Genomic DNA, 21779 nt, shown 5'->3' with positions numbered 1-21779 from the left:
CTGCGATGACTCATGGCCGATTCAGCTTTTTTCTGCCCGCTCTCTCACGAAGGTGTGCTAGCCGTTCGCGGCGTGGATGCCAGCAAGTTTCTTCAAGGCCAACTGACCTGCAACATGGACTACCTGAGCGACGCCAAAGCCACGCTCGGCGCCCGTTGCACGCAAAAAGGCCGCATGCAGTCCAGTTTCCGTATCCTGCTGGAAGGTGATGGCGTTGTACTGGCGATGGCCAGCGAGCTGATCGATCTGCAATTGCTGGACTTGAGAAAGTACGCCGTGTTCTCCAAATCCAAGCTGACGGACGAAAGTGCCTCCTGGGCGCGCTTTGGTCTGAATCATGCGGACGCCGCGCTGACGAGCCTGGGCCTGGAATTGCCAGCCGACACCGACGCGGTCGCACGAACTCAGGATCTGATCGCCATCCGCGTCTCACCTGCCCGCGCCGAACTCTGGGTGCGCGCCGATCAGGCTGACGAGATCAACTCACGTCTGGCTGCCGTTGTGCCAGAAGGCTCGTTGAACGACTGGTTGCTGGGGCAGATTCGCGCCGGTATCGGCCAGGTGTTCGCGCAAACCCGCGAAGAATTCATTCCGCAGATGATCAACTTGCAGGCCGTTGGCGGCGTCAGCTTCAGAAAAGGCTGCTACACCGGTCAGGAAATCGTCGCGCGCATGCAGTATCTGGGCAAACTCAAGCGTCGTCAGTATCGCCTTTCACTGCAAGGCAACGACGTACCGGAGCCGGGTGTCGAACTGTTCTCGCCGGTACATGCCAGCTCGGTCGGCAATGTGGTGCTGGCCGCGAGTGCCGGTTCGAACATCGAACTGCTGGCAGTATTGCAGGCAGATGCGGTAGAAGACGGCAACATCCACCTCGGCGCGCCGGACGGCCCGGCGTTGCAACTGAGCGAATTGCCTTACACGTTGGACGCCAAGCTTGAAACACAGCGTTAACCGTCGCTGTCCACCCGGCGTCGTCGCGCGGCGTCGGGGTGGCTGGAACGCACTTTTCAGAGACCCTATATGAGTAGCATGGCTGACAAGGTGCAGAAGGATCTGATCAGGGCGATCGAGAAGGACGCCCTGTTTCTGCCGACGCTGCCTGAAGTGGCAATGAGAATCCGTCTGGCGGCGGAAGACTCGGAGATCACTATCGCCGAATTGAGTAAGGTCATCGGCAGTGATACCGCGTTGTCCGCTCGCTTGATCAAAGTGGTGAACAGCCCCTTGTTGCGGCCCAACTTCGAAGTCAGCGACGTGCTGACGGCGGTGCGTCGTCTGGGCGTCAATTACAGCTGCAACCTGGCGATCGGCCTGGTGGTGGAGCAAATGTTTCACGCCAAATCGAACGTCATCGAAGCCAAGATGCGCGACATCTGGAAACTGAGCCTGCAAGTGGCAGGGGTGGCGAGCCTGTTGAGCTTGCGGCGCGCTCATCTGAAGGCCGACAAGGCGACCTTGGCAGGCCTGATTCATCTGATTGGCGTATTGCCGATCCTGACCTACGCCGAGGATAACTTCGAACTGCTGGCCGATCCGATCAGCCTCAATCATGTGATCGAGCGTATTCATCCCATCATCGGTGAACGGTTGCTGCGATCTTGGGACTTCCCGGAAGCGCTGGCCATCGTGCCGAGGCAATTCCAGAACTTCGGCCGGGTTTCCGAACAGGCTGATTATGTGGATCTGGTGCAGGTCGCGACCGTTCATGTGCACGAAGCGACAGGCAGGCCTTACGCCAATCTTGAGGTGATGGCAATGACTGCGGTCAGGCAATTGGGGCTGAACATGGCCGATGGCGAGTTGATTGGTCAGATGAATGAGGCGATGACGCTGCTTTATTGAATCGCGTTCTAGTGATAGTTGTCCGCCATATGTCATGTGTGGGAGCCGCCTTGATGGCGAAAGCGCTGGGTCAGTCATAGCGTTGTCGCCTGACACACCACCTTCGCCAGCAAGCCGGCTCCCACAAAAGTCGCATTCAACCGCAAATGCTCTTGCACATGACAATCCTCTTACTACGACGCGCCCTCACATCCAGGAAACGTTACGCGCACCTTCAACCCACGCTCAGCCCCATCGTGCAGGGTGATCTGCGCCAGATGCGCACGGCAGATTTCCCCAACAATGGCCAGCCCCAATCCTGACCCCGAAGTCTGCTGATTACGCCGGTAAAAGCGCTCGAACACCCGGTCGCGCTCATGCAGCGGGATGCCGGGGCCATCGTCCTCGACTTCCAGCACGCAGGGCGAATGAACCCGCAGTACCACATTGCCTCCGGGCGGCGTATGGGCCAGTGCGTTATCGACCAGATTGCTCAACAGTTCGTTGAGCAATGTCGGCTCGCCTTTCACCCACACGGGTTCCTCCGCTTCAAGGGCCAGTGCGACGCCTCGCTTGTAGGCCAACGGCGCCATGGCCATCCCCAGCTCCCGCGCCAACTGGCTGAGATCCAGCAACTGCGCGCCGCCCTCGGCAATCGCCCTCGCACCGTTTTCGATGCGCGCCAGAGAAAGCAACTGATTGGCCAGATGGGTCAGTTTGTCAGTGCCCGTTGCCGCACTTTCCAGGGTGGCGCGCCACATGAGCGGGTCCTGGTCGCGCAAACCCAGTTCGAGCCGCGCCTTGAGTGCAGCCAGTGGGGTACGAAGTTCGTGGGCCGCATCGGCGATGAACTGGGCCTGACGCTCGAACTGCATGCGAAGCCGTTCGGTGAAGTGGTTGAGCGAACTCACCAACGGGCGCAATTCGTGCTGCACCTGCACCATGGGCAGAGAACGCAAATCGTCGGGCTGGCGCTCTTCCACGGCCGTGCGCAGGCGATCCAGCGGGCGCAACGCCGCACTGACCGTGAACCACACCAGCAACAACGCGCCACTGCCGAGCATGCCCAGGCGCAGCAGTGTGTCGGCCATCAGACCACGGGCCATGTTGACTCGCTGTTCTTCGGTTTCCGCCACACGAATTTCAGCGATGCCGTTCATGTTCGGCTCGCTGACCGCCTTGAGCAGACTGACCACCCGCACATCCTGGCCCTGATAGCGGGCGCTGTAGAACTTGGCCAGTGCTGGATAATCGTCGGTGCGCGGCGTGCCCGGAGGCGGCGGCGGAATGCCCTCGTAGCCGGAAATCAGCTTGTGGTTGATGTCGTTGACTTGGTAGTAAATCCGCCCGGCACTGTCGTAGGCGAAGGTGTCGAGGGCAACGTAGGGCACATCGGCGCTCAGTGTTCCGTCCCGCTCGGACAGCCCCGCAGCGATGGTCCGCGCCGAGGCCAGCAGGGTGCGGTCGTAAGCCGTATCCGCCGCTTCTCGCCCATTCCAGTACGCACTCATGCCGCTGGCGATCATCAGCATTACCAGCAATAACCCCAGGTTCCACAGCAGGCGCCAGCGCAGGCTGTTTTCCGCTGAGGGGAACGGGTTAAGCATCGCGGCTTTCCAGCAGATAGCCCAAGCCACGAAACGTCACGATCGCGATGGGATGACCGTCGAGCTTCTTGCGCAGGCGGTGCACGTAGATTTCGATGGCGTCTGCACTGGCCTCTTCGTCCAACCCGAACACTTGCGAGGCCAGTTGCTCTTTGCTCATCACCCGGCCCGGACGTGCGATCAACGCTTCGAGCACCGACTGCTCGCGGGAGGTCAAAGTCATGGCCTCATCACCCAATGTGAAGCGTCGCGTGTCCAGATCGTAGGCCAGCACACCGCAACGCTGCTGGCGTTCGCCCCCCAGCACGCTGCGACGCAGCAACGCTTTCACCCGCGCCTCCAGCTCCGACAACTCAAAGGGTTTGGCCAAATAATCGTCGGCCCCCAAGTTCAGGCCATGCACCCGATCCTTCACATCGCTGCGGGCCGTAAGCATCAACACCGGGGTGTTTTTGCCCCGTGCGCGCAGTTTGGCCAGCACCTCGAAACCGTCCATGCGCGGCAGGCCGACATCAAGAATCGCCACAGCGTACTCTTCGCTGCTCAAGGCCAGATCAGCCGCCACGCCATCGTGCAGAACGTCCACGGTCAGGCCGCTCCCCTTGAGGGCCAGCGCGACACTTTCAGCCAGTTGCAGATGGTCTTCGACGAGCAGGACACGCATCGGTTTCTCCCGATTGAGGCTTTTTGTGGGGCGGAGTTTACAGGCGCAAGGCGGTCTGTGAAGGCCCGAAATACGCCGAAAGCGGCCAGTGAACAACAAAACCCTGCCAACGAAAGCTTCATGAAAGGTAGTTGAAAGGTTGATGAAAGCTTCGCTGATTAGGATCCGTTTACGACTCGTTACGATTGCGCGTTTTACAGCCAACGTGACGTCAGGGTCGTGACGAAAAACGCCTCGATGCGTTTTCAACAATAAAAACAATATCGGAGTCATCGGTGATGCAATCACTGCAATCTTCGGCCACCGCGCCGTCTGAATCCCATTCTGTTTTGAGTACACTTCGCCACGTTGTAGCGCAGTGCATCGTCACGTCCCCGTTCTTGATCCCGGCAGGCTTTTCACGCTGCTGAACCTCTGCCTGATCGACAACCGAACGCCTTAAAAACAACAACTCCGTCGGAGACTGACCATGAACCTATCGTTGCGCCGTTTCAGCGTCGCTGCCAGTTGCATGCTGGTGGCCACTCAATTGTGGGCCGCCGAGCCTAACCGTCCTGAATGCATCGCCCCCGCCTCGCCCGGCGGTGGTTTTGACCTGACCTGCAAGCTGGCGCAAAGCGCACTGGTCAACGAGAAAATTCTGACCAAACCGATGCGTGTGACCTACATGCCAGGCGGCGTGGGTGCCGTGGCCTACAACGCGGTCGTCGCCCAGCGCCCTGCGGACGCGGGTACGTTGGTAGCCTGGTCCAGCGGTTCGCTGCTGAATCTGGCGCAAGGCAAGTTCGGTCGTTTCGATGAAAACGCGGTGCGCTGGCTCGCTGCCGTCGGCACCAGCTACGGCGCCATCGCAGTCAAAGCCGATTCGCCTTACAAATCCCTCGACGATCTGGTCAAAGCGCTGAAAGCCGACCCGAGCAAAGTGGTCATCGGCTCCGGCGGCACCGTCGGCAGTCAGGACTGGATGCAGACCGCGCTGATCGCCAAAGCCGCAGGCATCAACCCACGCGACCTGCGTTATGTGGCGCTGGAAGGCGGCGGCGAAATCGCCACGGCCCTGCTCGGCGGCCACATTCAGGTGGGCTCCACCGACATCTCCGACTCCATGCCGCACATCCTCAGCGGCGACATGCGCCTGCTCGCGGTGTTCTCCGAGCAGCGTCTGGACGAGCCGGAAATGAAGAACATTCCCACCGCCAAAGAACAAGGCTATGACATCGTCTGGCCAGTGGTGCGTGGCTTCTACCTTGGCCCGAAAGTGACCGACGAGGAATACAACTGGTGGAAAGCCTCGTTCGACAAGCTGCTGGCCTCGGACGACTTCGCCAAGCTGCGCGACCAGCGTGAGTTGTTCCCGTTCGCCATGACCGGTCCGGAGCTGGACACCTACGTGAAGCAGCAAGTCGCCCAATACAAGACGCTGGCCAAGGAATTCGGCCTGATTCAGTAATTGAACCCCTCGGCTGGTTCTCTTTTGACTGACTAAGAGGTTGCGCCGCCTGCGCGGTGGCGCGACCCGGGAGTTTTCCATGGTCTTGCAACGACTGTTCGCCTTCGTGCTGCTGTTGGCCTGTATCGGCCTGGCACTGATGGCCTGGCCTTATCAGGCCCCGTTTTCCTATGAACCCGTTGGCCCGCGCGCGTTTCCGCTGCTGATGCTGGCGCTGATGGGCATTTCGCTGTTGTACATGCTGTTTCGTCCGACCCCGATCAAGCATTCCGAAGACGAGCCGCCGCTGGACCGTCCGACCCTGATCAAAATCAGCACCTGCACTGCGCTGTTGCTGGTGTTCGCCGGGTTGTTCGAGCCGCTGGGCTTCGTGCTCAGCAGCATCCTGATCGGCATTCCCATGGCGCGGCTGTACGGCGGTCGCTGGCTGCCGAGCATCGTCATCACCACGTTGATGAGCATTTTGCTGTACGTGCTCTTCGACAAAGTGATGGATGTGCCCCTGCCCCTCGGCCTGCTCGACGTTCTGGAGAACTGATATGGATACGCTTGGTTATCTCGGCCAAGGCTTCGGCGTCGCATTGACCCCGTACAACCTGGTCACTGCCCTTTCCGGCACCCTGATCGGCACCATCGTCGGCCTGCTGCCGGGCCTGGGCCCGATCAATGGCGTGGCGCTGTTGATCCCGATTGCCTTCGCCCTGGGCCTGCCGCCGGAGTCGGCGTTGATTCTGTTGGCCGCTGTTTACCTGGGCTGCGAGTACGGCGGGCGCATCAGCTCGATCCTGCTCAACATTCCGGGTGAGGCCTCCACGGTGATGACCGCACTGGACGGCTACCCGATGGCTCGTCAGGGTCTGGCCGGTGTCGCTTTGTCGCTGTCGGCGTGGAGTTCATTCATCGGTGCACTCATCGCCACCTGCGGCATGGTGATGTTCGCCCCGTTGCTGGCCAAATGGGCGATTGCCTTCGGACCGGCGGAGTATTTCGTGTTGATGGTGTTCGCCATTGTCTGCCTCGGCGGCATGGCCGGTGACCGACCACTGAAGACGTTCATTGCAGCATTGATCGGTCTGTTCCTGTCGAGCATCGGCATCGACGCCAACAGCGGCGTGTATCGTTTTACCGGCGACAACATCCATTTGGCCGACGGCATTCAGTTCGTGGTGCTGGTGCTGGGCCTGTTCTCGATCAGCGAAATCCTGCTGTTGCTGGAGAAGACCCATCGCGGCCAGGAAGCGGTCAAGGCCACCGGGCGCATGCTGTTCAACTTCAAGGAAGCCAGTTCGGTTTTCATCGTCAATATTCGCTGCGGCCTCATGGGCTTCATCATGGGTGTGTTGCCGGGTGCAGGCGCGACCCTAGCCAGCGCCGTGACCTACATGACCGAGAAACGCATCGCAGGCGCGAGCGGCAAATTCGGACAGGGCGACATGCGCGGTCTGGCAGCGCCTGAAACCGCGATTGGCGCAACCGCCTGCGGCGCGCTGGTGCCGATGCTGACGCTGGGTGTTCCGGGCTCGGGCACCACCGCAGTGATGATCGGCGCGCTGTCGCTGTACAACATCACCCCTGGCCCGCTGCTGTTCCAACAGCAACCGGACATCGTCTGGGGCCTGATCGCCTCGCTGTTCATCGCCAACATCATGCTGGTGATCCTGAACATCCCGATGATCCGCGTCTTCACACGTATCCTGGCCGTGCCGAACTGGGCGTTGGTGCCGGTGATCGCGATCATCACCGGGATCGGCGTCTACGCCGTGCACGCGACCACCTTCGACCTGTTCCTGATGGTCGGCATCGGCATCTTCGGGTACATCCTGCGCAAGCTGGATTTCCCGCTCTCGCCGATTCTGCTGGGCTTCATCCTCGGCGGTTTGATGGAGCAGAACCTGCGTCGCGCGCTGTCGATCTCCAATGGTTCGATGGACATCCTGTGGTCCAGCCCGATCACCCTCGGCGTGTGGGTCGTGACCCTGTTCATGCTGGTGCTGCCATTGCTGCGCATCTGGCGCAAACGCAGTGTTCAGCGTCGCGCAATGGCCAATGTCTGATCGGCCCTTCAAGACGTGGTGGGGCACACCGCTGGTCGGCCTGCTGGGAGGTTACCTCGCCAGCCAGGTCGGCTGGCCTTTGCCCTGGATGGTCGGCTCGTTGCTGGCGATCATCCTGGTACGCTGCCTCACCCCGTGGCAGCTTGCTGAAATCCCCGGCGGCCGCAAATGCGGCCAATGGGTCGTCGGGATTGGCATCGGCCTGCATTTCACCCCTGTCGTCATCGAACAAGTCGCCTCGCATTTCGGCCTGATCTTCATCGGCGCGCTGGTCACCAGCGTATCCAGCGTGGTCGGTGTCTGGTTGATGCTGCGCACTGGCGAAGACCGGGCCACAGCGTTCTTTTCCAGCATGCCCGGCGGCTCGGGGGAGATGGTCAACCTCGGCGCTCGCAATGGCGCAATTCTCAGCAACGTCGCAGCGGGCCAGAGCCTGCGGGTGCTGGCGGTGGTGTTGTGTGTTCCGGCGATCTTCAAATACCTGATGGGCAATGGCAGCCCACCCGCTCACGCGACCGTGGTGGACTGGTCGTGGCTGGCGCTGCTGTTTCCGCTTGGGGCGCTGGTCGCCTGGGGCTGGCAGCGCTTGAAGCAACCCAACCCGTGGTTGTTCGGGCCGTTGCTGGTGAGCGCGATCGTCAGCGTCAGTTTCGATCTGCACACCGGCTTGCCCAACGGCGGCAGCCAGATCGGCCAATGGCTGATCGGCAGTGGTCTGGGCTGTCACTTCAACCGGGCGTTCTTCCGGCGCGCGCCGTCATTCATGGGGCGCACGCTGATTGGCACGGCGCTGACCATGAGCATCGCGGCGCTGTGCGCGTGGATCCTTAGCACGGCGACGCATCTGGATCTTCGTTCGCTGACGCTGGGAATGATGCCGGGCGGAATTGCCGAAATGAGCCTGACAGCGGAGGTGTTGCAGTTGTCGGTGCCGCTGGTGACGGCGATGCAGGTGATGCGGCTGTTGTTCGTGTTGTTTTTGGCGGAGCCGTTGTTCAGGTATTGGAACAGGTAGATCTGCCCCAAGGCCGCCATGCTGGTGTCGAAAGAGTTTGCTACCATCGATGCCTACGCCAGAGGTGACGCATGCACATTCAGAAACTTCAGATCGAAAACCTGCGATCGTTCAAAAAGACTGACATTGAGTTCAATCTGCCGGACAGCAAAGGCTTGCAGTTTCCGAATGTGAACGTATTGCTCGGTGATAATGGTCTTGGAAAGACAACGGTCCTGCGTGCTGTGGCCCTTGCGATCTTGGGGCCGCTGCTCAGCGGCTCCTCCGGCTACGTACCTGACGGCCTGGTTCGTAAACAGCCCGCCAGGCGCAACGGGAAAATCAATCTGCAAAAAACTGGCGCCACCTCCGTCACTGCCGACTTGATAGCCACCCCAGGCGAGAAGAGCAAAAAAAACTCATCCTGGTCGATGCCAGATCGTTTCTCGATGACCACCGATGTGCGCCTGCTCAACACCATCGAACAGCTCAAGTGGTCGATATCGCCATCAGAAGCAAACGATTCAGCAGAACATATGCAGTTTGACGAGCAAAGTCCGGCCTTTTTTATCGTCGGCTATGGCGCGACACGAAGGGTTGAAGCCTCAAGCCGGGTCGATGAAAGTGCGCGACAGAAATCACGACTGCGTCGATATGAGCGCGTTGCAGGTTTGTTCGAAGATCATTTGTCACTGATGCCGCTTTCCTATTGGCTGCCTGCCTTTGCTGAGGAAAATCCAGGACGGTATAAACAAGTCATCCACCTCATTAACGACCTGCTGCCACCATCGTGTCGGATTCAAGACTTGGCCAGCCAAACGCAGCAAGGCCGTGAACACCTATTTGAAATGAATGAAACCATCCTTCCATTCCGCGCGCTTTCCGATGGATTCAAAGCGTACATCGGCTGGATTGGTGACATGCTCTTTCACATCTGCCAAGGCGTTGCATCAGGGCAGAAATTGCGGCAAACACGCGGTATCGTGATGGTGGATGAAGTTGATCTTCACCTGCACCCCGAGTGGCAACGTACCGTCGTCCCTACACTTGCCGCCGCACTGCCCAACATCCAGTTTATCTTCACCACCCACAGCCCTCTGGTGGTGGGATCGTTGACTTCAGAAAATCTGTTCGTGCTGGATCAGCAAGACCATGCAACCATCATCAAACGCCTGCCCGAAAAGGTTCACGGCAAAAGCTCCGAACAGATCCTGCTGTCACCCTATTTTGGTCTGGACAGTACGCGTAGCGAGGAAACATCAATCGAACTCAATGGTTTGGCAGCCAGCGCAGTTTCCGGCGATGTCGATGCCTCGATTGCCTATCTGAAAATCCTCGCGCAAGGCATCACTCCCGTCGCGAAGCGCAGGAGCCCCTCAAGAACCGCGCGAAATACCCCAGCGTCAGCGACTGCCGATAAGACGATCGCAGCCTCCCGAAAAGCGTCCTCCAAGGGGCCGACAAAATGATTCGCTACCCGATCTCGGAAAGCGAACTGATCAAGCTGATCGACAAGATAAAGCCGGACTGGCGAACCCGCGCTGCATTGGAAACGCAGCGATTTATCGATGCTAAAGACTACCTGGAGGGAAGCGACTTCTGGGGGGAAATCAAAGAAGTCTATATCGATTTGCAGTACGAGAAGTGCGCTTATTGCGAAACGAAGCTACAAGGCAAATCGCTGGCGAGCAAAGTGCATGAGGTCGAACATTTTCGCCCTAAAAGTAGTATTAAGGTCTGGCCGAATCCCAAAAGCAAACGGTGGAAGTTGTTCAAACCCAGCTGGGTTACAGGCGCAGCAAGCAAGACCGGCTATTTTCGGCTTACCTACCATCCGCTTAACTATGCAATCGCCTGTACACGTTGCAACTCGACGCTGAAATCCAACTATTTCCCGATTAAAGGGAAAAGAGACCTGCTGAGTGCTCACCCTGTAAACATGCAGTCAGAGTCTCAATTGCTGCTTTACCCCATTTCATCGGTTGATATTGATGCTCCGGAAGACATCATCAGCTTCGACGGAGTGCTGGCCGTCCCGGCGCATGACAGAGGTTCAAAGTATGAACGTGCGGTCACCAACATCGAGTTCTTTCAACTCAATCACCAAGATCTGACAACAAGGCGCGGAAAAGCGATTTTGGGACTTTGGACTGCCCTGATGTTGGCCAAGCAACCTGGTCAGGAGGAATTCGCCAATAGCATGATCAATATGCTGTGCAGCCCTGAAAACGAGTTCAGCGCATGCTTGTGTGCTTTTCGAACACTTTTTTCAAGAAACTTCGTGAAGGCGCAGCAGATCCAAAACTTGCTTGCTGAGGCGCTGCTCAAGGAGCGGGCGGAATAGGGGCGAAAATCGCCCCGCCTCGAGAGAGGTCAAACACTCATCGGCAACCGCCACTCAATCGGCGTCAGGCCATTCTGTTGCAAAAACTTGTTCGCCATTCCGAAGTGTCCACAGCCCAAGAAGCCTTTATAGGCCGATAACGGCGATGGGTGCACGGAGGTGAGGATCAGGTGTTTCGAAGCATCAATCAGCTTTTTCTTGCTCTGCGCGTGCGATCCCCATAGCAGGAACACCAGATGTGGTCGTTGGGCGCTGACGGTCTCGATGATCCTGTCGGTGAAATGCTGCCAGCCCTTGCCCGCGTGCGAAGCCGCGTTGGCGCGCTCGACGGTCAGGGTGGTGTTGAGCATCAGCACACCCTGATCGGCCCACGATTGCAGGTAGCCGTGGTTGGGGATGTCGATGTTCAGGTCGCGCTTGAGCTCTTTATAGATGTTGACCAGCGATGGCGGCGCAGGCACGCCCGGCTGGACAGAGAAGCACAAACCGTGAGCCTGTCCGGGGCCGTGATACGGGTCTTGGCCGAGGATGACCACTTTTACGTTGTCCAGCGGCGTCGAATTCATGGCGTTGAAAATCAACGGCCCCGGCGGATAAATCTCTTTGCCAGCCGCGTGTTCCTGGCGCAGAAACTCGCGCAACTCGCCCATGTAGGGCTTTTCAAACTCCTCGCGAAGCGCCTGTTTCCAACTGGGCTCAAGTTTGATGCGGTCGTCGTCAGTCATGGTCATATCCGGAAAAACAATGCGCGGACTTTAGGGGGTCAAGCCAATTATTTCCAGCGCAGCACGCCCCGACTTTCCTACACTCCAGTGCATCGACTGATTGCAACTTCCCGGCAACGGCTCGACTCACAGCCGTGTTGGATGCCTGTCTCACACACACGAGGTCACGATGAATCTGCACTTCGAAGAGTTGACCGGAGCCGACGGCGCCCGCTTGGGCATCGCCACGCTGGATGCGGAAAAATCACTGAATGCGCTGTCACTGCCGATGATTCTGGCGTTACAGGATCGCCTGGATGCCTGGGCCAGCGATCCACAGATCGTCTGCGTTTTGCTGCGAGGCAACGGCGAAAAAGCCTTTTGCGCAGGGGGCGATGTGCGGGCGTTGGTGGAAGCGGGTCGCAATACCCCCGGAAAAGCCCCACCGTTGGCGGCACAATTTTTCGCAGCGGAATATCGGCTGGATTACAAGCTGCACACCTATCCAAAACCGCTGATTTGCTGGGGCCACGGCTATGTGCTGGGCGGTGGGATGGGGTTGCTGCAAGGCGCCAGTATTCGTGTGGTCACGCCTAGCAGTCGGTTGGCGATGCCCGAAATTAACATCGGCCTTTACCCCGACGTCGGCGCCAGTTGGTTTCTGTCTCGGTTGCCCGGCAAGTTGGGGCTGTTCCTTGGCCTGACCGGCTCGCACATCAACGGTCGCGATGCACTGGATCTGGACTTGGCGGATCGCTTCCTGCTCGATGATCAGCAAGATGAAATGATCGACCGGCTGCTGCAGTTGAACTGGCAAGAGCAGACCGCGGTGCAACTCAACAGCCTGTTCAAAGCGTTGCAACAGGAGGCCATTGGGCAATTGCCTCCTGCGCAATGGTTGCCGCGTCGTCAGTTGATCGACGAGTTACTGGACGTCGCCGACATTCCCTGTGCCTGGAACGCGCTCAAACACCAGTTGCACGCGCAGGACGCCTTGATCGCCAAAGCGGCCAAGACTCTCACTGAGGGCTGCCCGATGACAGCCAGACTGGTGTGGGAGCAGATCGAGCGGGCGCGGCATTTGTCACTCGCTGAAGTCTTCCAGATGGAATACACCATGAGCCTTAATTGCTGTCGCCATCCGGATTTCAATGAAGGGGTCAGGGCGAGGCTGATCGACAAGGACCACGCACCCCGCTGGCACTGGCAGGATGTGGCGAAGATTCCCCTCGCAGTAGTGGATGCGCATTTTGAGAAGGCGTGGGAGGGACGGCATCCGCTGGCGGATCTTTCTGCTTATTGATCCGCCACCCGCCTACAAAGAACTGCGGCAGGATCATACAAAACGGCGCTCCGAGGAGCGCCGCTGTCGTTTGCCTTAGCGATTGCCGCCACCCGGTCCGCCATGCCCGCCGCGGCCAAAATTACCGTCCTGACGGAAATTGCCAGACGGCCTTCCGGGTGGAGGACCGCCTCCGCCCGGACCGCCGTGGTTGCCATTCCAGCCCGGCCCCGGACCGCCGGGTCTCGGACCGGGACCGGGAGGTGGCGGTCTGTAACCCGAGCCGCCGTTCCAGTGACCGCCGCCATAGCCAGGACGTGGACCGCCGTAGCCGGGTCCAGGGCCGTAATAACGTGGGGGCGGCGCGTAATACCGGGGCGGTGAATAGTAGCGCGGCGCCGAGTAATAACGCGGCGATGAGTAGTAAACCGATGACCCGTAGTAGCCGGTCGGCCCATAAGGGCGATAGCCGTCATACACGTACCCGCTGCTGTAGCCACTGCTATAGACCGGCTGCGTGTAGCTCTCTGATTCGTAATAGCCTCCGTAACACCCGGCAAGAGTAGATGTCACCAAAACAGTCATCAAAACGGTACGCAAGCTTCGTCGATACATGGCGGCCTCCTGGACCGCGATAGAGCTCAAACCAGCGGCGCTGGTCGGCGTTCTCACAACTGCCGAGAACACCTTTTCAGACTGCAAAATCCCGTCCGAGTGCCCTGATCCAAACCCCAACTGCCGGACGGCGCCCCGCAACGGTGCACGTTGATGGCCTGAAAAAACCGGCGATTACGCGGCAGCCCTCAGCCCACAAGGTTTGCAACAACTTGGCACGCCTCTCGCTTTGGAAAGCAATGTGCAGGAGTCAACTCAGGTTCGCGGCACCACAATTTGCAATAGCCGACTAGGGTTCCGGCCCGCTTGAACGAGCGGGTGGCTGGTCCGAGAGTCGGCGACCTCCAGTAGAGGTTACACGGCGGGATAAAAGCCCGGGAGACAGGACACCAGTGGTGTCGCCGTGCTCCTGACCGCCCCTTTTTCGCTACTGGAGGTTCATCAATGCAGAAGTCCCGTCTATCCGCCCTGCTCGCCGCAGGTCTCTTCGCCGCCCTCAGCCTCTCAGCCAACGCCGCCCCGAAAAAAGACTTCGATGTCTGCTGGACCATTTACGCCGGCTGGATGCCGTGGGAATACGCAGGCACTCAAGGCATCGTCGACAAGTGGGCCAAGAAGTACGGCATCAACATCAAGGTCACTCAGCTCAACGACTACGTCGAATCGATCAACCAGTACACCGCTGGCCAGTTCGACGGCTGCACCATGACCAACATGGACGCCCTGACCATTCCGGCCGCAGGCGGCGTGGAAAGCACTGCGCTGGTGGTCAGCGATTTCTCCAACGGCAACGACGGCATCGTGCTCAAGGGAGAAGGCAAGAAAGTCGCCGACCTCAAGGGTATGGACGTCAATCTGGTGGAGCTGTCGGTGTCCCACTACCTGCTGGCCCGAGCGCTGGACTCGGTGGACCTGACCGAGAAAGACCTGAAAGTCGTCAACACCTCCGACGCCGACATCGCCGCCGCTTTCAATACCGATCAGGTCAAGGCCGTGACCACCTGGAACCCCATGCTCTCGGAAATCAAGGCCAAGCCTGGCGTCACCGAGGTGTTCGACTCCAGCAAGATCCCTGGTGAAATCATGGACATGATGGTGGTCAACACCCAGACCCTCAAAGACAACCCAGCCTTGGGCAAAGCCCTGACCGGCGCCTGGTTCGAAGTGGTCGCGCTGATGAACGCCAAGAACGCCCAATCCAGGGAAGCACTGGAGCACATGGCCAAAGCCTCGGGCACCGACCTCGCCGGTTTCCAGTCGCAACTGGACACCACCAAGCTGTTCGCCACGCCTAAAGAAGCGCTGGACTTCGCCACCAGCAAACAACTGCCGACCACCATGCGCAAAGTCGCGGACTTCTCCTTTGAGCATGGCCTGCTCGGCGAGGGCGCCAAGGATTCCAGCGCCGTGGGCATGACCTTCGCGGGCGGCGTGACCGAAGGCGACAAAGGCAACCTCAAGCTGCACTTCGACCCGAGCTACGTGCAGATGGCTGCTGACGGCAAGTTGTAAACATCCGCTTCATACAGGTTATTTGAGATGCGCTTAATAAACCGCCGTCCGGATGGAGCCAGCCGCCTGATTCTGGTGATCCTGCCGTTCGCCCTGTTGCTGTTTGCCTACTTCACAGGCTCGGCCACGCGGCTGACGGAGAATCCCAACGACAAGCTGCTGCCCAGCGCCGTGCAGATGATCGACGCGATCAAACGTGTGGCGATCATTCCCGATCAACGCACCGGCGAATACCTGCTCTGGCAAGACACCGGCTCCAGCCTGCAACGCCTGGCCATTGGTCTGGCGATCAGTGCTGTGGTGGGGCTGTGTCTGGGCATCGCGTCGGGTGTGCTGCCGCTGTTCGGTGCGCCGCTGTCGCCCTTGCTGACTGTGCTGTCGATGGTGCCGCCGCTGGCGATTCTGCCGATCCTGTTCATCGTCTTCGGGCTGGGCGAGTTGTCGAAGGTGATGCTGATCGTGATCGGCATCACCCCGGTGCTGGCCCGCGATCTGGAACAACGTGCTCGGGAAATTCCGGTCGAATTGCTGATCAAGGCGCAGACACTGGGGGCTTCGACCTGGACGCTGATTCTGCGGGTGGCGCTGCCACAACTGTTGCCACGCCTGCTGATTTCGCTGCGGCTGGTGCTGGGTTCGGCGTGGTTGTTTCTGATCGCCGCCGAGGCCATCGCGTCCACGGACGGTCTGGGTTACCGGATCTTCCTGGTGCGCCGTTATCTGGCGATGGACATGATCCTGCCCTACGTGGTCTGGATCACCCTCCTCGCCTGGCTGATGGACTGGGGCCTGAAAGCGCTGACCCGCAAGGCATTCCCTTGGTATGAAGGGGCGCGCCCATGAGCTTCATTTCGGTCAATAACGTCTGGCAACAGTATGGCGATCAGGTGGTGCTGGAAGGCCTCAATCTGAGCATTGCCGAGGGCGAGTTCTGCACGCTGGTCGGCGCATCGGGCTGCGGCAAGTCGACCTTTCTGCGCCTTTTGCTGGGCCAGGAAACGCCGAGCAAGGGGGCGATCCTGCTCGACGGTCAGCCGCTGGCCAAAGAACCGGACGCCAGCCGTGGTGTGGTGTTTCAGCGTTATTCGGTGTTCCCGCACCTGTCGGTGCTGGACAACGTCGCGCTGGGCCTTGAACTGCCGCGCTCGGCGTTGTTCGGTCGGCTGTTCGGCAAAGCCAAGCGTGAAGCGCGGGAGCAAGCGGCCGCGCTGCTGCACAAGGTCGGTCTGGGTCACGCGCGGGACAAGTACCCGACGCAGCTTTCCGGCGGCATGCAACAACGTCTGGCCATCGCACAGGCGCTGATCATGAAGCCTCGCGTGTTGCTGCTGGACGAGCCATTCGGCGCACTCGATCCCGGCATCCGCAAAGACATGCACGCCCTGCTGCTGGAGCTGTGGCGCGAAACCCAACTGACGGTGTTCATGGTCACGCACGACCTGTCCGAAGGCTTCAACCTTGGTACGCGCCTGATGGTCTTCGACAAGGTCCGCCACGACCCACACGCCCCCGGTGCCTATGGCGCCCGTATCACTTACGACATTCCCCTGAACAGCGATCGTCGCGCCGCCCGCGCGGCTATTGAATCGCTGCAATCGGCTTGAAGGATTTCGACATGACTGATTCAACTGCTGTATTCCCGGTGTTCGCCGAAGACCTGCTGCCCGGTGGCGGTCACCTGTCGTTCGTGCTCAAACGCGGCGAACTGCTGCGCCTGACCGATCTGAACGGCAACGCCAACGTCAGCCTGACGATGTTCAACGCTCATGAAAAAACCGAGCGTCTGAACCTGCCCGACAGCCTCAAATGCCAACACACCGCCAAGCTCACCAGCGGCCATTGCCTGTACTCGGACATGGGCCGCGTGCTGGCGGCAATCACGGCCGACACCTGTGGCTGGAGCGACAGCATTGGCGGCGTGTTGTGTGCCGAAGAGGTCACAGAAAAATACGGCCAGGGTCGTTATCAGGAACTGCGAAACGGCTTCTTCCGCAATGGCGCCGACAACCTGCTGGTGGAAATGGGCAAATGGGGACTGGGTCTGTCCGACCTGTTGATGACCCTGAACCTGTTCAGCCGGGTCAACGTCGACGATCACGGTGCGCTGGCCTTTGTGCCCGGCAACTCGAAAGCCGGTGATTACATCGAGCTGTACGCGCCGATGGACACGCTGGTGGTGCTCACGGCCCTGCAACACCCCATGGACCCGAACCCTGAGTACGCGCCACAGCCGGTCAAGCTGAGCTGGATGAAGGCCGACGCCAGCGTCGCCGAGCACTGCCGTACGTCCCGCGAAGAAAACGTGCGCGGTTTCATCAACACCGACCGTCTGTTCGCCTGAGGAGGCCTGCCATGAGCGCCGTACACACAACAGCACCTGTTTCCATCACCCACATTCCTGCGGGCGAGCCTTCGCTGACCGAACTCAAGGCCGGGCAAACCCTGCGCCTGCTGGATCTGGAAGGCAATCAGGCGGTCGACACGCTGTTCTACAGCCTGGCCAACCCACGCGAGCGTTATGACGTACAACGCACCTTACGCAAGCAGAACAACGTCTACCTGAGCAAAGGCAGCGTGCTGTATTCCAACCTTGGCAAGCCGATGCTGACCATCGTCGAAGACACCTGCGGGCGTCACGACACGCTGGGCGGCGCCTGCGCGCAGGAGAGCAACACCGTGCGTTACGCACTGGAAAAACGCCACATGCACAGTTGCCGCGACAACTACCTGCGCGCCTGCGCCCACGACGGTCGACTAGGCAAACGCGACATCAGCCCGAACATCAACTTCTTCATGAACGTGCCGGTGACTGCCGAAGGCGGCCTGACCTTTGAAGACGGGATTTCCGGTGCCGGAAAATACGTCGAACTGCGCGCAGAAATGGACGTGATCGTGCTGATCTCCAACTGTCCGCAACTGAACAACCCGTGCAACGGCTACAACCCGACGCCGGCAGAGTTGCTGGTGTGGGATTAATCGCCTCGCGCTGCCTGAATTGAAGTTTTGGCGCGAGGGACGGCCTTCGCGCAACGCGTACAACAGCGGGACGGCCCGCTACCCGATGCGGGATCGAAGCATACGATCCCTGGGGTAAAAACCATGTTCGATAAACTGCTGATCGCCAACCGCGGCGCCATTGCCTGCCGCATCCTGCGTACCCTGCGTGCCTTGAATGTCGAGGGCGTGGCGGTCTATTCCGAAGCCGATGCCGCCAGCCTGCACATTCTCGAAGCGGATCAGGCCCACAGCCTCGGTGAAGGCGGCGCGGCGGGGACTTATCTCGCGGTGGACAAGATCCTCGCCATCGCTCAAGCCAGCGGCGCCAAGGCGATCCACCCGGGCTACGGCTTTCTGTCGGAAAACGCCGCGTTCGCTCAAGCATGCGAGGACGCGGGCATTGCGTTCGTTGGCCCGACACCCGAGCAACTGCGGGTGTTCGGCCTCAAGCACACGGCCCGCGCACTGGCCAAACAGCACGGCGTGCCGATGCTGGAAGGCACCGAGTTGCTGGACAGCGTCGAAGCCGCCTTGAGCGCAGCCGAATCCATCGGCTACCCGGTGATGCTGAAAAGCACGGCGGGCGGCGGCGGCATCGGCATGCGCGTGTGTCGCAGCGCCAGCGAACTGAGTGAATCGTTCGAAGCCGTGAAGCGCTTGGGGCAGAACAATTTCAGCGACGCGGGCGTGTTCATCGAGAAGTACATTCAGCGCGCTCGTCACCTTGAAGTGCAGGTGTTCGGCGATGGTCGCGGCGAAGTGATCGCCCTTGGCGTGCGGGACTGCTCGGTGCAGCGCCGCAACCAGAAAGTCCTTGAAGAAACCCCGGCGCCGAACCTGCCTGACGGCATGGCCGATGAGCTGTGCGCAGCGGCGATCAAGCTGGCGAAAGCAGTCAGTTATCGCAGCGCCGGGACCGTGGAGTTCGTGTTCGACAGTGACGATCAGCGGTTCTATTTCCTTGAAGTGAACACCCGCCTGCAGGTCGAGCACGGCGTGACCGAGCAGGTCTGGGGCGTGGATCTGGTGAGCTGGATGGTGCAATTGGCCGCCGGTGATCTTCCGCCGCTGGCCGAGCTGTACGCCGGTTTGAAGCCTGAAGGCCATTCGATTCAGGCGCGCCTGTATGCCGAAGATCCGGGGCGGGATTTCCAGCCGAGTCCGGGCTTGCTGACATCTGTGAACTTCCCTGCTGCCGATGGCAAACGCCTGCGCATCGACACGTGGGTCGAGGCCGGTTGCGAGATTCCGCCGTTCTTCGATCCGATGATTGCCAAGGTGATCACATGGGCGCCGGATCGAGCCTCTGCGGCGCAAGCGCTGGAGCAAGCGTTGGGCGAGACCCGTTTGTACGGCGTTGAGACCAATCGCGATTACCTGCGGCAGATCATCGTCGACGCGCCGTTCGCCAGCGGCCAGCCGTGGACCCGTTGCCTTGAGGGGCTGGTGTATCACGCTGACACCTTCGAAGTGTTGAGCGGTGGCACGCAGACCAGCGTGCAGGATTATCCGGGGCGCCTCGGCTATTGGGCCGTTGGCGTGCCGCCGTCGGGGCCGATGGACAGTCGCTCGCTGCGTCTGGGCAATCAGTTGCTCGGTAATCCGGAAGGTTGCGCCGCCTTGGAAATCACCATGACCGGGCCGACCTTGCGCTTCAACACTGACGCCGTGGTGGCCGTGACGGGCGCTGTGATTCCGCTGAATATCGATGGCCAGGCGCAGCCCATGAATCAATCGCTGCTGGTCAAAGCAGGCTCGACCCTGACCTTGGGCACCATCGCTGGGGCCGGTGCACGCAGCTATTTGTGCCTGCGTGGCGGGCTGGATGTGCCGGATTATCTGGGCAGCAAAAGTACCTTCACTTTAGGTCAGTTCGGCGGGCATGGCGGTCGTGCCTTGCGCGCGGGTGATGTGCTGCATGTCGCGCCGCTGGCCGAGCGCAGCGCTGGTCAGTCATTGGCCGCTGAACAGCTCGCCGAGTTGCCTGCTGTGCGCAACATTCGGGTGATTTACGGCCCCCATGGCGCGCCGGAATATTTCACCGAAGCCTACATCGAGACGTTCTTCGCCACCGACTGGGAAGTGCATTTCAACTCCAGCCGCACGGGCGTGCGCCTGATCGGGCCGAAGCCGGAATGGGTACGTGCCGATGGGGGTGAGGCCGGGCTGCACCCTTCGAACATTCACGACAACCCTTATGCGATTGGCGCGGTGGACTTTACCGGCGACATGCCGGTGATCCTCGGGCCGGATGGGCCGAGCCTGGGTGGGTTCGTGTGCCCGGTGACGATTATCGAGGCGGATCTTTGGCAGTTGGGGCAGTTGAAGGCGGGGGACAAAGTCAGGTTTCATCCCGTGACGGTTGAGGCAGCAAGAGCACTGATGTCGTCTCGGAGCGAATTCATTCGTGATGCAGGAACCTCGGTCGCCAGTCAGTCCCTCTCGCGAATAAATTCGCTCCCACAAGGGATCTCTGTTGCTTCTCCGATTGTGCTGGACATCGGCACCGACAACACCCGCCTCGTCGCCCGCCTCTCCGGCGACACCCACCTGCTGCTGGAAATCGGCGCGCCGGAACTCGATCTGGTTCTGCGCTTCCGTGGCCATGCGCTGATGCAGGCCCTGGAAAATAAAGCCCTCAAGGGCGTGATCGATCTCACCCCCGGCATCCGTTCGCTGCAAGTGCATTACCAGCCCGAGCAACTGCCGCTGGCCGATCTGCTGACCCTCGTCGCCGGTGAATGGGACGCGGTGTGCGCCAGCAAGAATCTGGAAGTGCCCTCGCGCATCGTGCATTTGCCGCTGTCCTGGGACGACCCGGCCTGTCAGTTGGCCATCGAGAAATACATGACCACCGTGCGCAAGGATGCGCCATGGTGCCCGAGCAATCTGGAGTTCATCCGCCGCATCAACGACCTGCCGAATCTGGACGAAGTGCAACGCACGGTGTTCGACGCCAGCTATCTGGTGATGGGCCTGGGCGACGTGTACCTCGGCGCGCCAGTGGCCACGCCGCTCGATCCACGCCATCGTCTGGTGACCACCAAATACAACCCGGCGCGTACGTGGACTGCCGAGAACTCGGTGGGCATCGGCGGCGCCTACATGTGCGTCTACGGCATGGAAGGCCCCGGCGGTTATCAGTTCGTCGGCCGCACATTGCAGATGTGGAACCGCTATCGCGCCGTCGAAGCGTTCGATGGCAAACCGTGGCTATTGCGGTTCTTCGATCAGATTCGCTTCTACCCGGTCAGCGCCGACGAACTGTTGAAGATCCGTCGCGACTTTCCGTTGGGCCGCTACCCGCTGCACATCGAACAGAGCACGCTGAATCTGGCGAACTACCAAGGGTTTCTGGCAAAGGAGGCCGATAGCATCGCGGCGTTCCGCGCGCAACAGCAAAGCGCCTTCAACGCCGAGCGCGAACGCTGGATCGCCAACGGTCAGGCCACCTTCGAAAGTGACGAAACCGTTGCCGATGCGGCCGAAGAAGGGGCCTTGCAGCCAGGTGAAACCAGTATCGACAGCCACATCGCCGGTAATCTCTGGCAAGTGCAGGTCGAAGTCGGACAACGCGTCGAGGCGGGGGAAACGCTGGTGATTCTGGAGTCGATGAAAATGGAGATCCCGGTGATCGCCCCCGTAGCGGGCCTGGTTCGGGAAGTCCGTGTTCAGCCCGGTTCTGCCGTGCGCGCCGGACAACGCGTTGTGGTGCTGGCCAGCGAAAGCTGA

General features: G+C 60.1%; 19 protein-coding genes and 1 riboswitch. Of the genes, 15 read left to right on the top strand and 4 right to left on the bottom strand.

Translation table 11 applies throughout. The features are described from left to right. Positions 1 to 12: 12 nt before the first annotated feature. Together ACI2KB_RS15650 and ACI2KB_RS15645 are read left to right on the top strand one after the other, a co-directional pair. The gene (locus ACI2KB_RS15650) at positions 13 to 954 is read left to right on the top strand and encodes a YgfZ/GcvT domain-containing protein (RefSeq protein WP_404636027.1); all 942 of its coding nucleotides are present in this window, start codon (positions 13 to 15) and stop codon (positions 952 to 954) included. A gap of 69 nt (positions 955 to 1023) precedes the next feature. Beyond that, positions 1024 to 1845 carry an HDOD domain-containing protein gene (locus tag ACI2KB_RS15645; protein WP_404636025.1) on the top strand — a complete coding sequence of 274 codons (822 nt, stop codon included), beginning with the start codon at positions 1024 to 1026 and terminating at the stop codon, positions 1843 to 1845. Between the two features lie 173 nt (positions 1846 to 2018). Here ACI2KB_RS15645 and ACI2KB_RS15640 read toward each other — a convergent pair whose 3' ends face one another. Both ACI2KB_RS15640 and ACI2KB_RS15635 read right to left on the bottom strand, forming a co-directional pair. Then, positions 2019 to 3431, bottom strand: a complete 1413-nt coding sequence (locus tag ACI2KB_RS15640; RefSeq protein ID WP_404636023.1) for a sensor histidine kinase — start codon at positions 3429 to 3431, stop codon at positions 2019 to 2021. After that, positions 3424 to 4095: a response regulator gene (locus ACI2KB_RS15635; RefSeq protein ID WP_404636021.1), complete on the bottom strand. Its 672-nt coding sequence runs from the start codon at positions 4093 to 4095 to the stop codon at positions 3424 to 3426. The genes ACI2KB_RS15640 and ACI2KB_RS15635 overlap by 8 nt, the downstream gene beginning before the upstream one ends. 463 nt (positions 4096 to 4558) lie before the next feature. Here ACI2KB_RS15635 and ACI2KB_RS15630 point away from each other — a divergent pair, with 463 nt between their 5' ends. The 6 genes from ACI2KB_RS15630 to ACI2KB_RS15605 all read left to right on the top strand — a co-directional run bounded on the left by ACI2KB_RS15630 (position 4559) and on the right by ACI2KB_RS15605 (position 10937). Next, the gene (locus ACI2KB_RS15630; protein ID WP_404636261.1) at positions 4559 to 5545 is read left to right on the top strand and encodes a Bug family tripartite tricarboxylate transporter substrate binding protein; all 987 of its coding nucleotides are present in this window, start codon (positions 4559 to 4561) and stop codon (positions 5543 to 5545) included. 79 nt (positions 5546 to 5624) lie between these two features. After that, the gene (locus ACI2KB_RS15625; protein ID WP_404636019.1) at positions 5625 to 6083 is read left to right on the top strand and encodes a tripartite tricarboxylate transporter TctB family protein; all 459 of its coding nucleotides are present in this window, start codon (positions 5625 to 5627) and stop codon (positions 6081 to 6083) included. Between the two features lies 1 nt (position 6084). Beyond that, positions 6085 to 7599, top strand: a complete 1515-nt coding sequence (locus ACI2KB_RS15620; protein WP_404636017.1) for a tripartite tricarboxylate transporter permease — start codon at positions 6085 to 6087, stop codon at positions 7597 to 7599. Further along, positions 7592 to 8614, top strand: a complete 1023-nt coding sequence (locus tag ACI2KB_RS15615) for an AbrB family transcriptional regulator (protein WP_404636015.1) — start codon at positions 7592 to 7594, stop codon at positions 8612 to 8614. Before ACI2KB_RS15620 ends, ACI2KB_RS15615 begins: the two co-directional genes overlap by 8 nt. Positions 8615 to 8685: 71 nt before the next feature. After that, positions 8686 to 10062 carry an AAA family ATPase gene (locus ACI2KB_RS15610; protein ID WP_404636013.1) on the top strand — a complete coding sequence of 459 codons (1377 nt, stop codon included), beginning with the start codon at positions 8686 to 8688 and terminating at the stop codon, positions 10060 to 10062. After that, complete coding sequence (locus tag ACI2KB_RS15605) at positions 10059 to 10937, top strand: hypothetical protein (protein ID WP_404636011.1); 879 nt, start codon at positions 10059 to 10061, stop codon at positions 10935 to 10937. The genes ACI2KB_RS15610 and ACI2KB_RS15605 overlap by 4 nt, the downstream gene beginning before the upstream one ends. Before the next feature lie 29 nt (positions 10938 to 10966). On the opposite strand, the gene ung is transcribed toward ACI2KB_RS15605, so the two are convergent. Beyond that, positions 10967 to 11662 (bottom strand): uracil-DNA glycosylase, encoded by a 696-nt coding sequence (ung, locus tag ACI2KB_RS15600; protein ID WP_404636009.1) that lies wholly within the window; start codon positions 11660 to 11662, stop codon positions 10967 to 10969. 169 nt (positions 11663 to 11831) lie between these two features. On the opposite strand from ung, the gene ACI2KB_RS15595 reads away from it, so the two are divergent. Further along, positions 11832 to 12944 carry an enoyl-CoA hydratase/isomerase family protein gene (locus ACI2KB_RS15595; protein ID WP_404636007.1) on the top strand — a complete coding sequence of 371 codons (1113 nt, stop codon included), beginning with the start codon at positions 11832 to 11834 and terminating at the stop codon, positions 12942 to 12944. A gap of 75 nt (positions 12945 to 13019) precedes the next feature. Here the strand turns inward: ACI2KB_RS15595 and ACI2KB_RS15590 are convergent, their stop codons facing one another. Next, complete coding sequence (locus ACI2KB_RS15590) at positions 13020 to 13496, bottom strand: hypothetical protein (RefSeq protein ID WP_404636005.1); 477 nt, start codon at positions 13494 to 13496, stop codon at positions 13020 to 13022. Between the two features lie 320 nt (positions 13497 to 13816). Then, a riboswitch (guanidine-I (ykkC/yxkD leader) is annotated at positions 13817 to 13921 on the top strand. 61 nt (positions 13922 to 13982) lie between these two features. Here ACI2KB_RS15590 and ACI2KB_RS15585 point away from each other — a divergent pair. From ACI2KB_RS15585 to uca, 6 genes are all read left to right on the top strand, one after another. Next, positions 13983 to 15050, top strand: coding sequence for a putative urea ABC transporter substrate-binding protein (locus tag ACI2KB_RS15585; RefSeq protein ID WP_404636003.1), 1068 nt, complete (start codon positions 13983 to 13985; stop codon positions 15048 to 15050). 27 nt (positions 15051 to 15077) lie between these two features. Then, the gene (locus tag ACI2KB_RS15580) at positions 15078 to 15893 is read left to right on the top strand and encodes an ABC transporter permease (RefSeq protein ID WP_404636001.1); all 816 of its coding nucleotides are present in this window, start codon (positions 15078 to 15080) and stop codon (positions 15891 to 15893) included. Further along, positions 15890 to 16654 (top strand): ABC transporter ATP-binding protein, encoded by a 765-nt coding sequence (locus ACI2KB_RS15575; RefSeq protein WP_404635999.1) that lies wholly within the window; start codon positions 15890 to 15892, stop codon positions 16652 to 16654. Before ACI2KB_RS15580 ends, ACI2KB_RS15575 begins: the two co-directional genes overlap by 4 nt. Before the next feature lie 11 nt (positions 16655 to 16665). Next, positions 16666 to 17391 carry an urea amidolyase associated protein UAAP1 gene (locus ACI2KB_RS15570; protein WP_404635997.1) on the top strand — a complete coding sequence of 242 codons (726 nt, stop codon included), beginning with the start codon at positions 16666 to 16668 and terminating at the stop codon, positions 17389 to 17391. 11 nt (positions 17392 to 17402) lie between these two features. Then, a complete protein-coding gene (locus tag ACI2KB_RS15565) occupies positions 17403 to 18026 on the top strand; it encodes an urea amidolyase associated protein UAAP2 (protein ID WP_404635995.1) in 624 nt (207 codons plus the stop codon). Positions 18027 to 18149: 123 nt separating this feature from the next. After that, the gene (uca, locus tag ACI2KB_RS15560; protein WP_404635993.1) at positions 18150 to 21779 is read left to right on the top strand and encodes an urea carboxylase; all 3630 of its coding nucleotides are present in this window, start codon (positions 18150 to 18152) and stop codon (positions 21777 to 21779) included.

This window comes from Pseudomonas sp. NPDC088444 (assembly GCF_044900175.1).
Lineage (GTDB): Bacteria > Pseudomonadota > Gammaproteobacteria > Pseudomonadales > Pseudomonadaceae > Aquipseudomonas.
The sequence above is the reverse complement of the archived record's forward strand: the minus strand, read 5'-3'. Positions and strand labels throughout refer to the sequence as shown.

Excerpts from the sequence above, each read along its gene's own strand:
- ACI2KB_RS15650 (WP_404636027.1), top strand. The coding sequence starts at position 13 with ATGGCCGATTCAGCTTTTTTCTGCCCGCTCTCTCACGAAGGTGTGCTA.
- ACI2KB_RS15645 (WP_404636025.1), top strand. The coding sequence starts at position 1,024 with ATGAGTAGCATGGCTGACAAGGTGCAGAAGGATCTGATCAGGGCGATC.
- ACI2KB_RS15640 (WP_404636023.1), bottom strand. The coding sequence starts at position 3,431 with ATGCTTAACCCGTTCCCCTCAGCGGAAAACAGCCTGCGCTGGCGCCTG.
- ACI2KB_RS15635 (WP_404636021.1), bottom strand. The coding sequence starts at position 4,095 with ATGCGTGTCCTGCTCGTCGAAGACCATCTGCAACTGGCTGAAAGTGTC.
- ACI2KB_RS15625 (WP_404636019.1), top strand. The coding sequence starts at position 5,625 with ATGGTCTTGCAACGACTGTTCGCCTTCGTGCTGCTGTTGGCCTGTATC.
- ACI2KB_RS15620 (WP_404636017.1), top strand. The coding sequence starts at position 6,085 with ATGGATACGCTTGGTTATCTCGGCCAAGGCTTCGGCGTCGCATTGACC.
- ACI2KB_RS15615 (WP_404636015.1), top strand. The coding sequence starts at position 7,592 with ATGTCTGATCGGCCCTTCAAGACGTGGTGGGGCACACCGCTGGTCGGC.
- ACI2KB_RS15610 (WP_404636013.1), top strand. The coding sequence starts at position 8,686 with ATGCACATTCAGAAACTTCAGATCGAAAACCTGCGATCGTTCAAAAAG.
- ACI2KB_RS15605 (WP_404636011.1), top strand. The coding sequence starts at position 10,059 with ATGATTCGCTACCCGATCTCGGAAAGCGAACTGATCAAGCTGATCGAC.
- ung (WP_404636009.1), bottom strand. The coding sequence starts at position 11,662 with ATGACTGACGACGACCGCATCAAACTTGAGCCCAGTTGGAAACAGGCG.
- ACI2KB_RS15595 (WP_404636007.1), top strand. The coding sequence starts at position 11,832 with ATGAATCTGCACTTCGAAGAGTTGACCGGAGCCGACGGCGCCCGCTTG.
- ACI2KB_RS15585 (WP_404636003.1), top strand. The coding sequence starts at position 13,983 with ATGCAGAAGTCCCGTCTATCCGCCCTGCTCGCCGCAGGTCTCTTCGCC.
- ACI2KB_RS15580 (WP_404636001.1), top strand. The coding sequence starts at position 15,078 with ATGCGCTTAATAAACCGCCGTCCGGATGGAGCCAGCCGCCTGATTCTG.
- ACI2KB_RS15575 (WP_404635999.1), top strand. The coding sequence starts at position 15,890 with ATGAGCTTCATTTCGGTCAATAACGTCTGGCAACAGTATGGCGATCAG.
- ACI2KB_RS15570 (WP_404635997.1), top strand. The coding sequence starts at position 16,666 with ATGACTGATTCAACTGCTGTATTCCCGGTGTTCGCCGAAGACCTGCTG.
- ACI2KB_RS15565 (WP_404635995.1), top strand. The coding sequence starts at position 17,403 with ATGAGCGCCGTACACACAACAGCACCTGTTTCCATCACCCACATTCCT.
- uca (WP_404635993.1), top strand. The coding sequence starts at position 18,150 with ATGTTCGATAAACTGCTGATCGCCAACCGCGGCGCCATTGCCTGCCGC.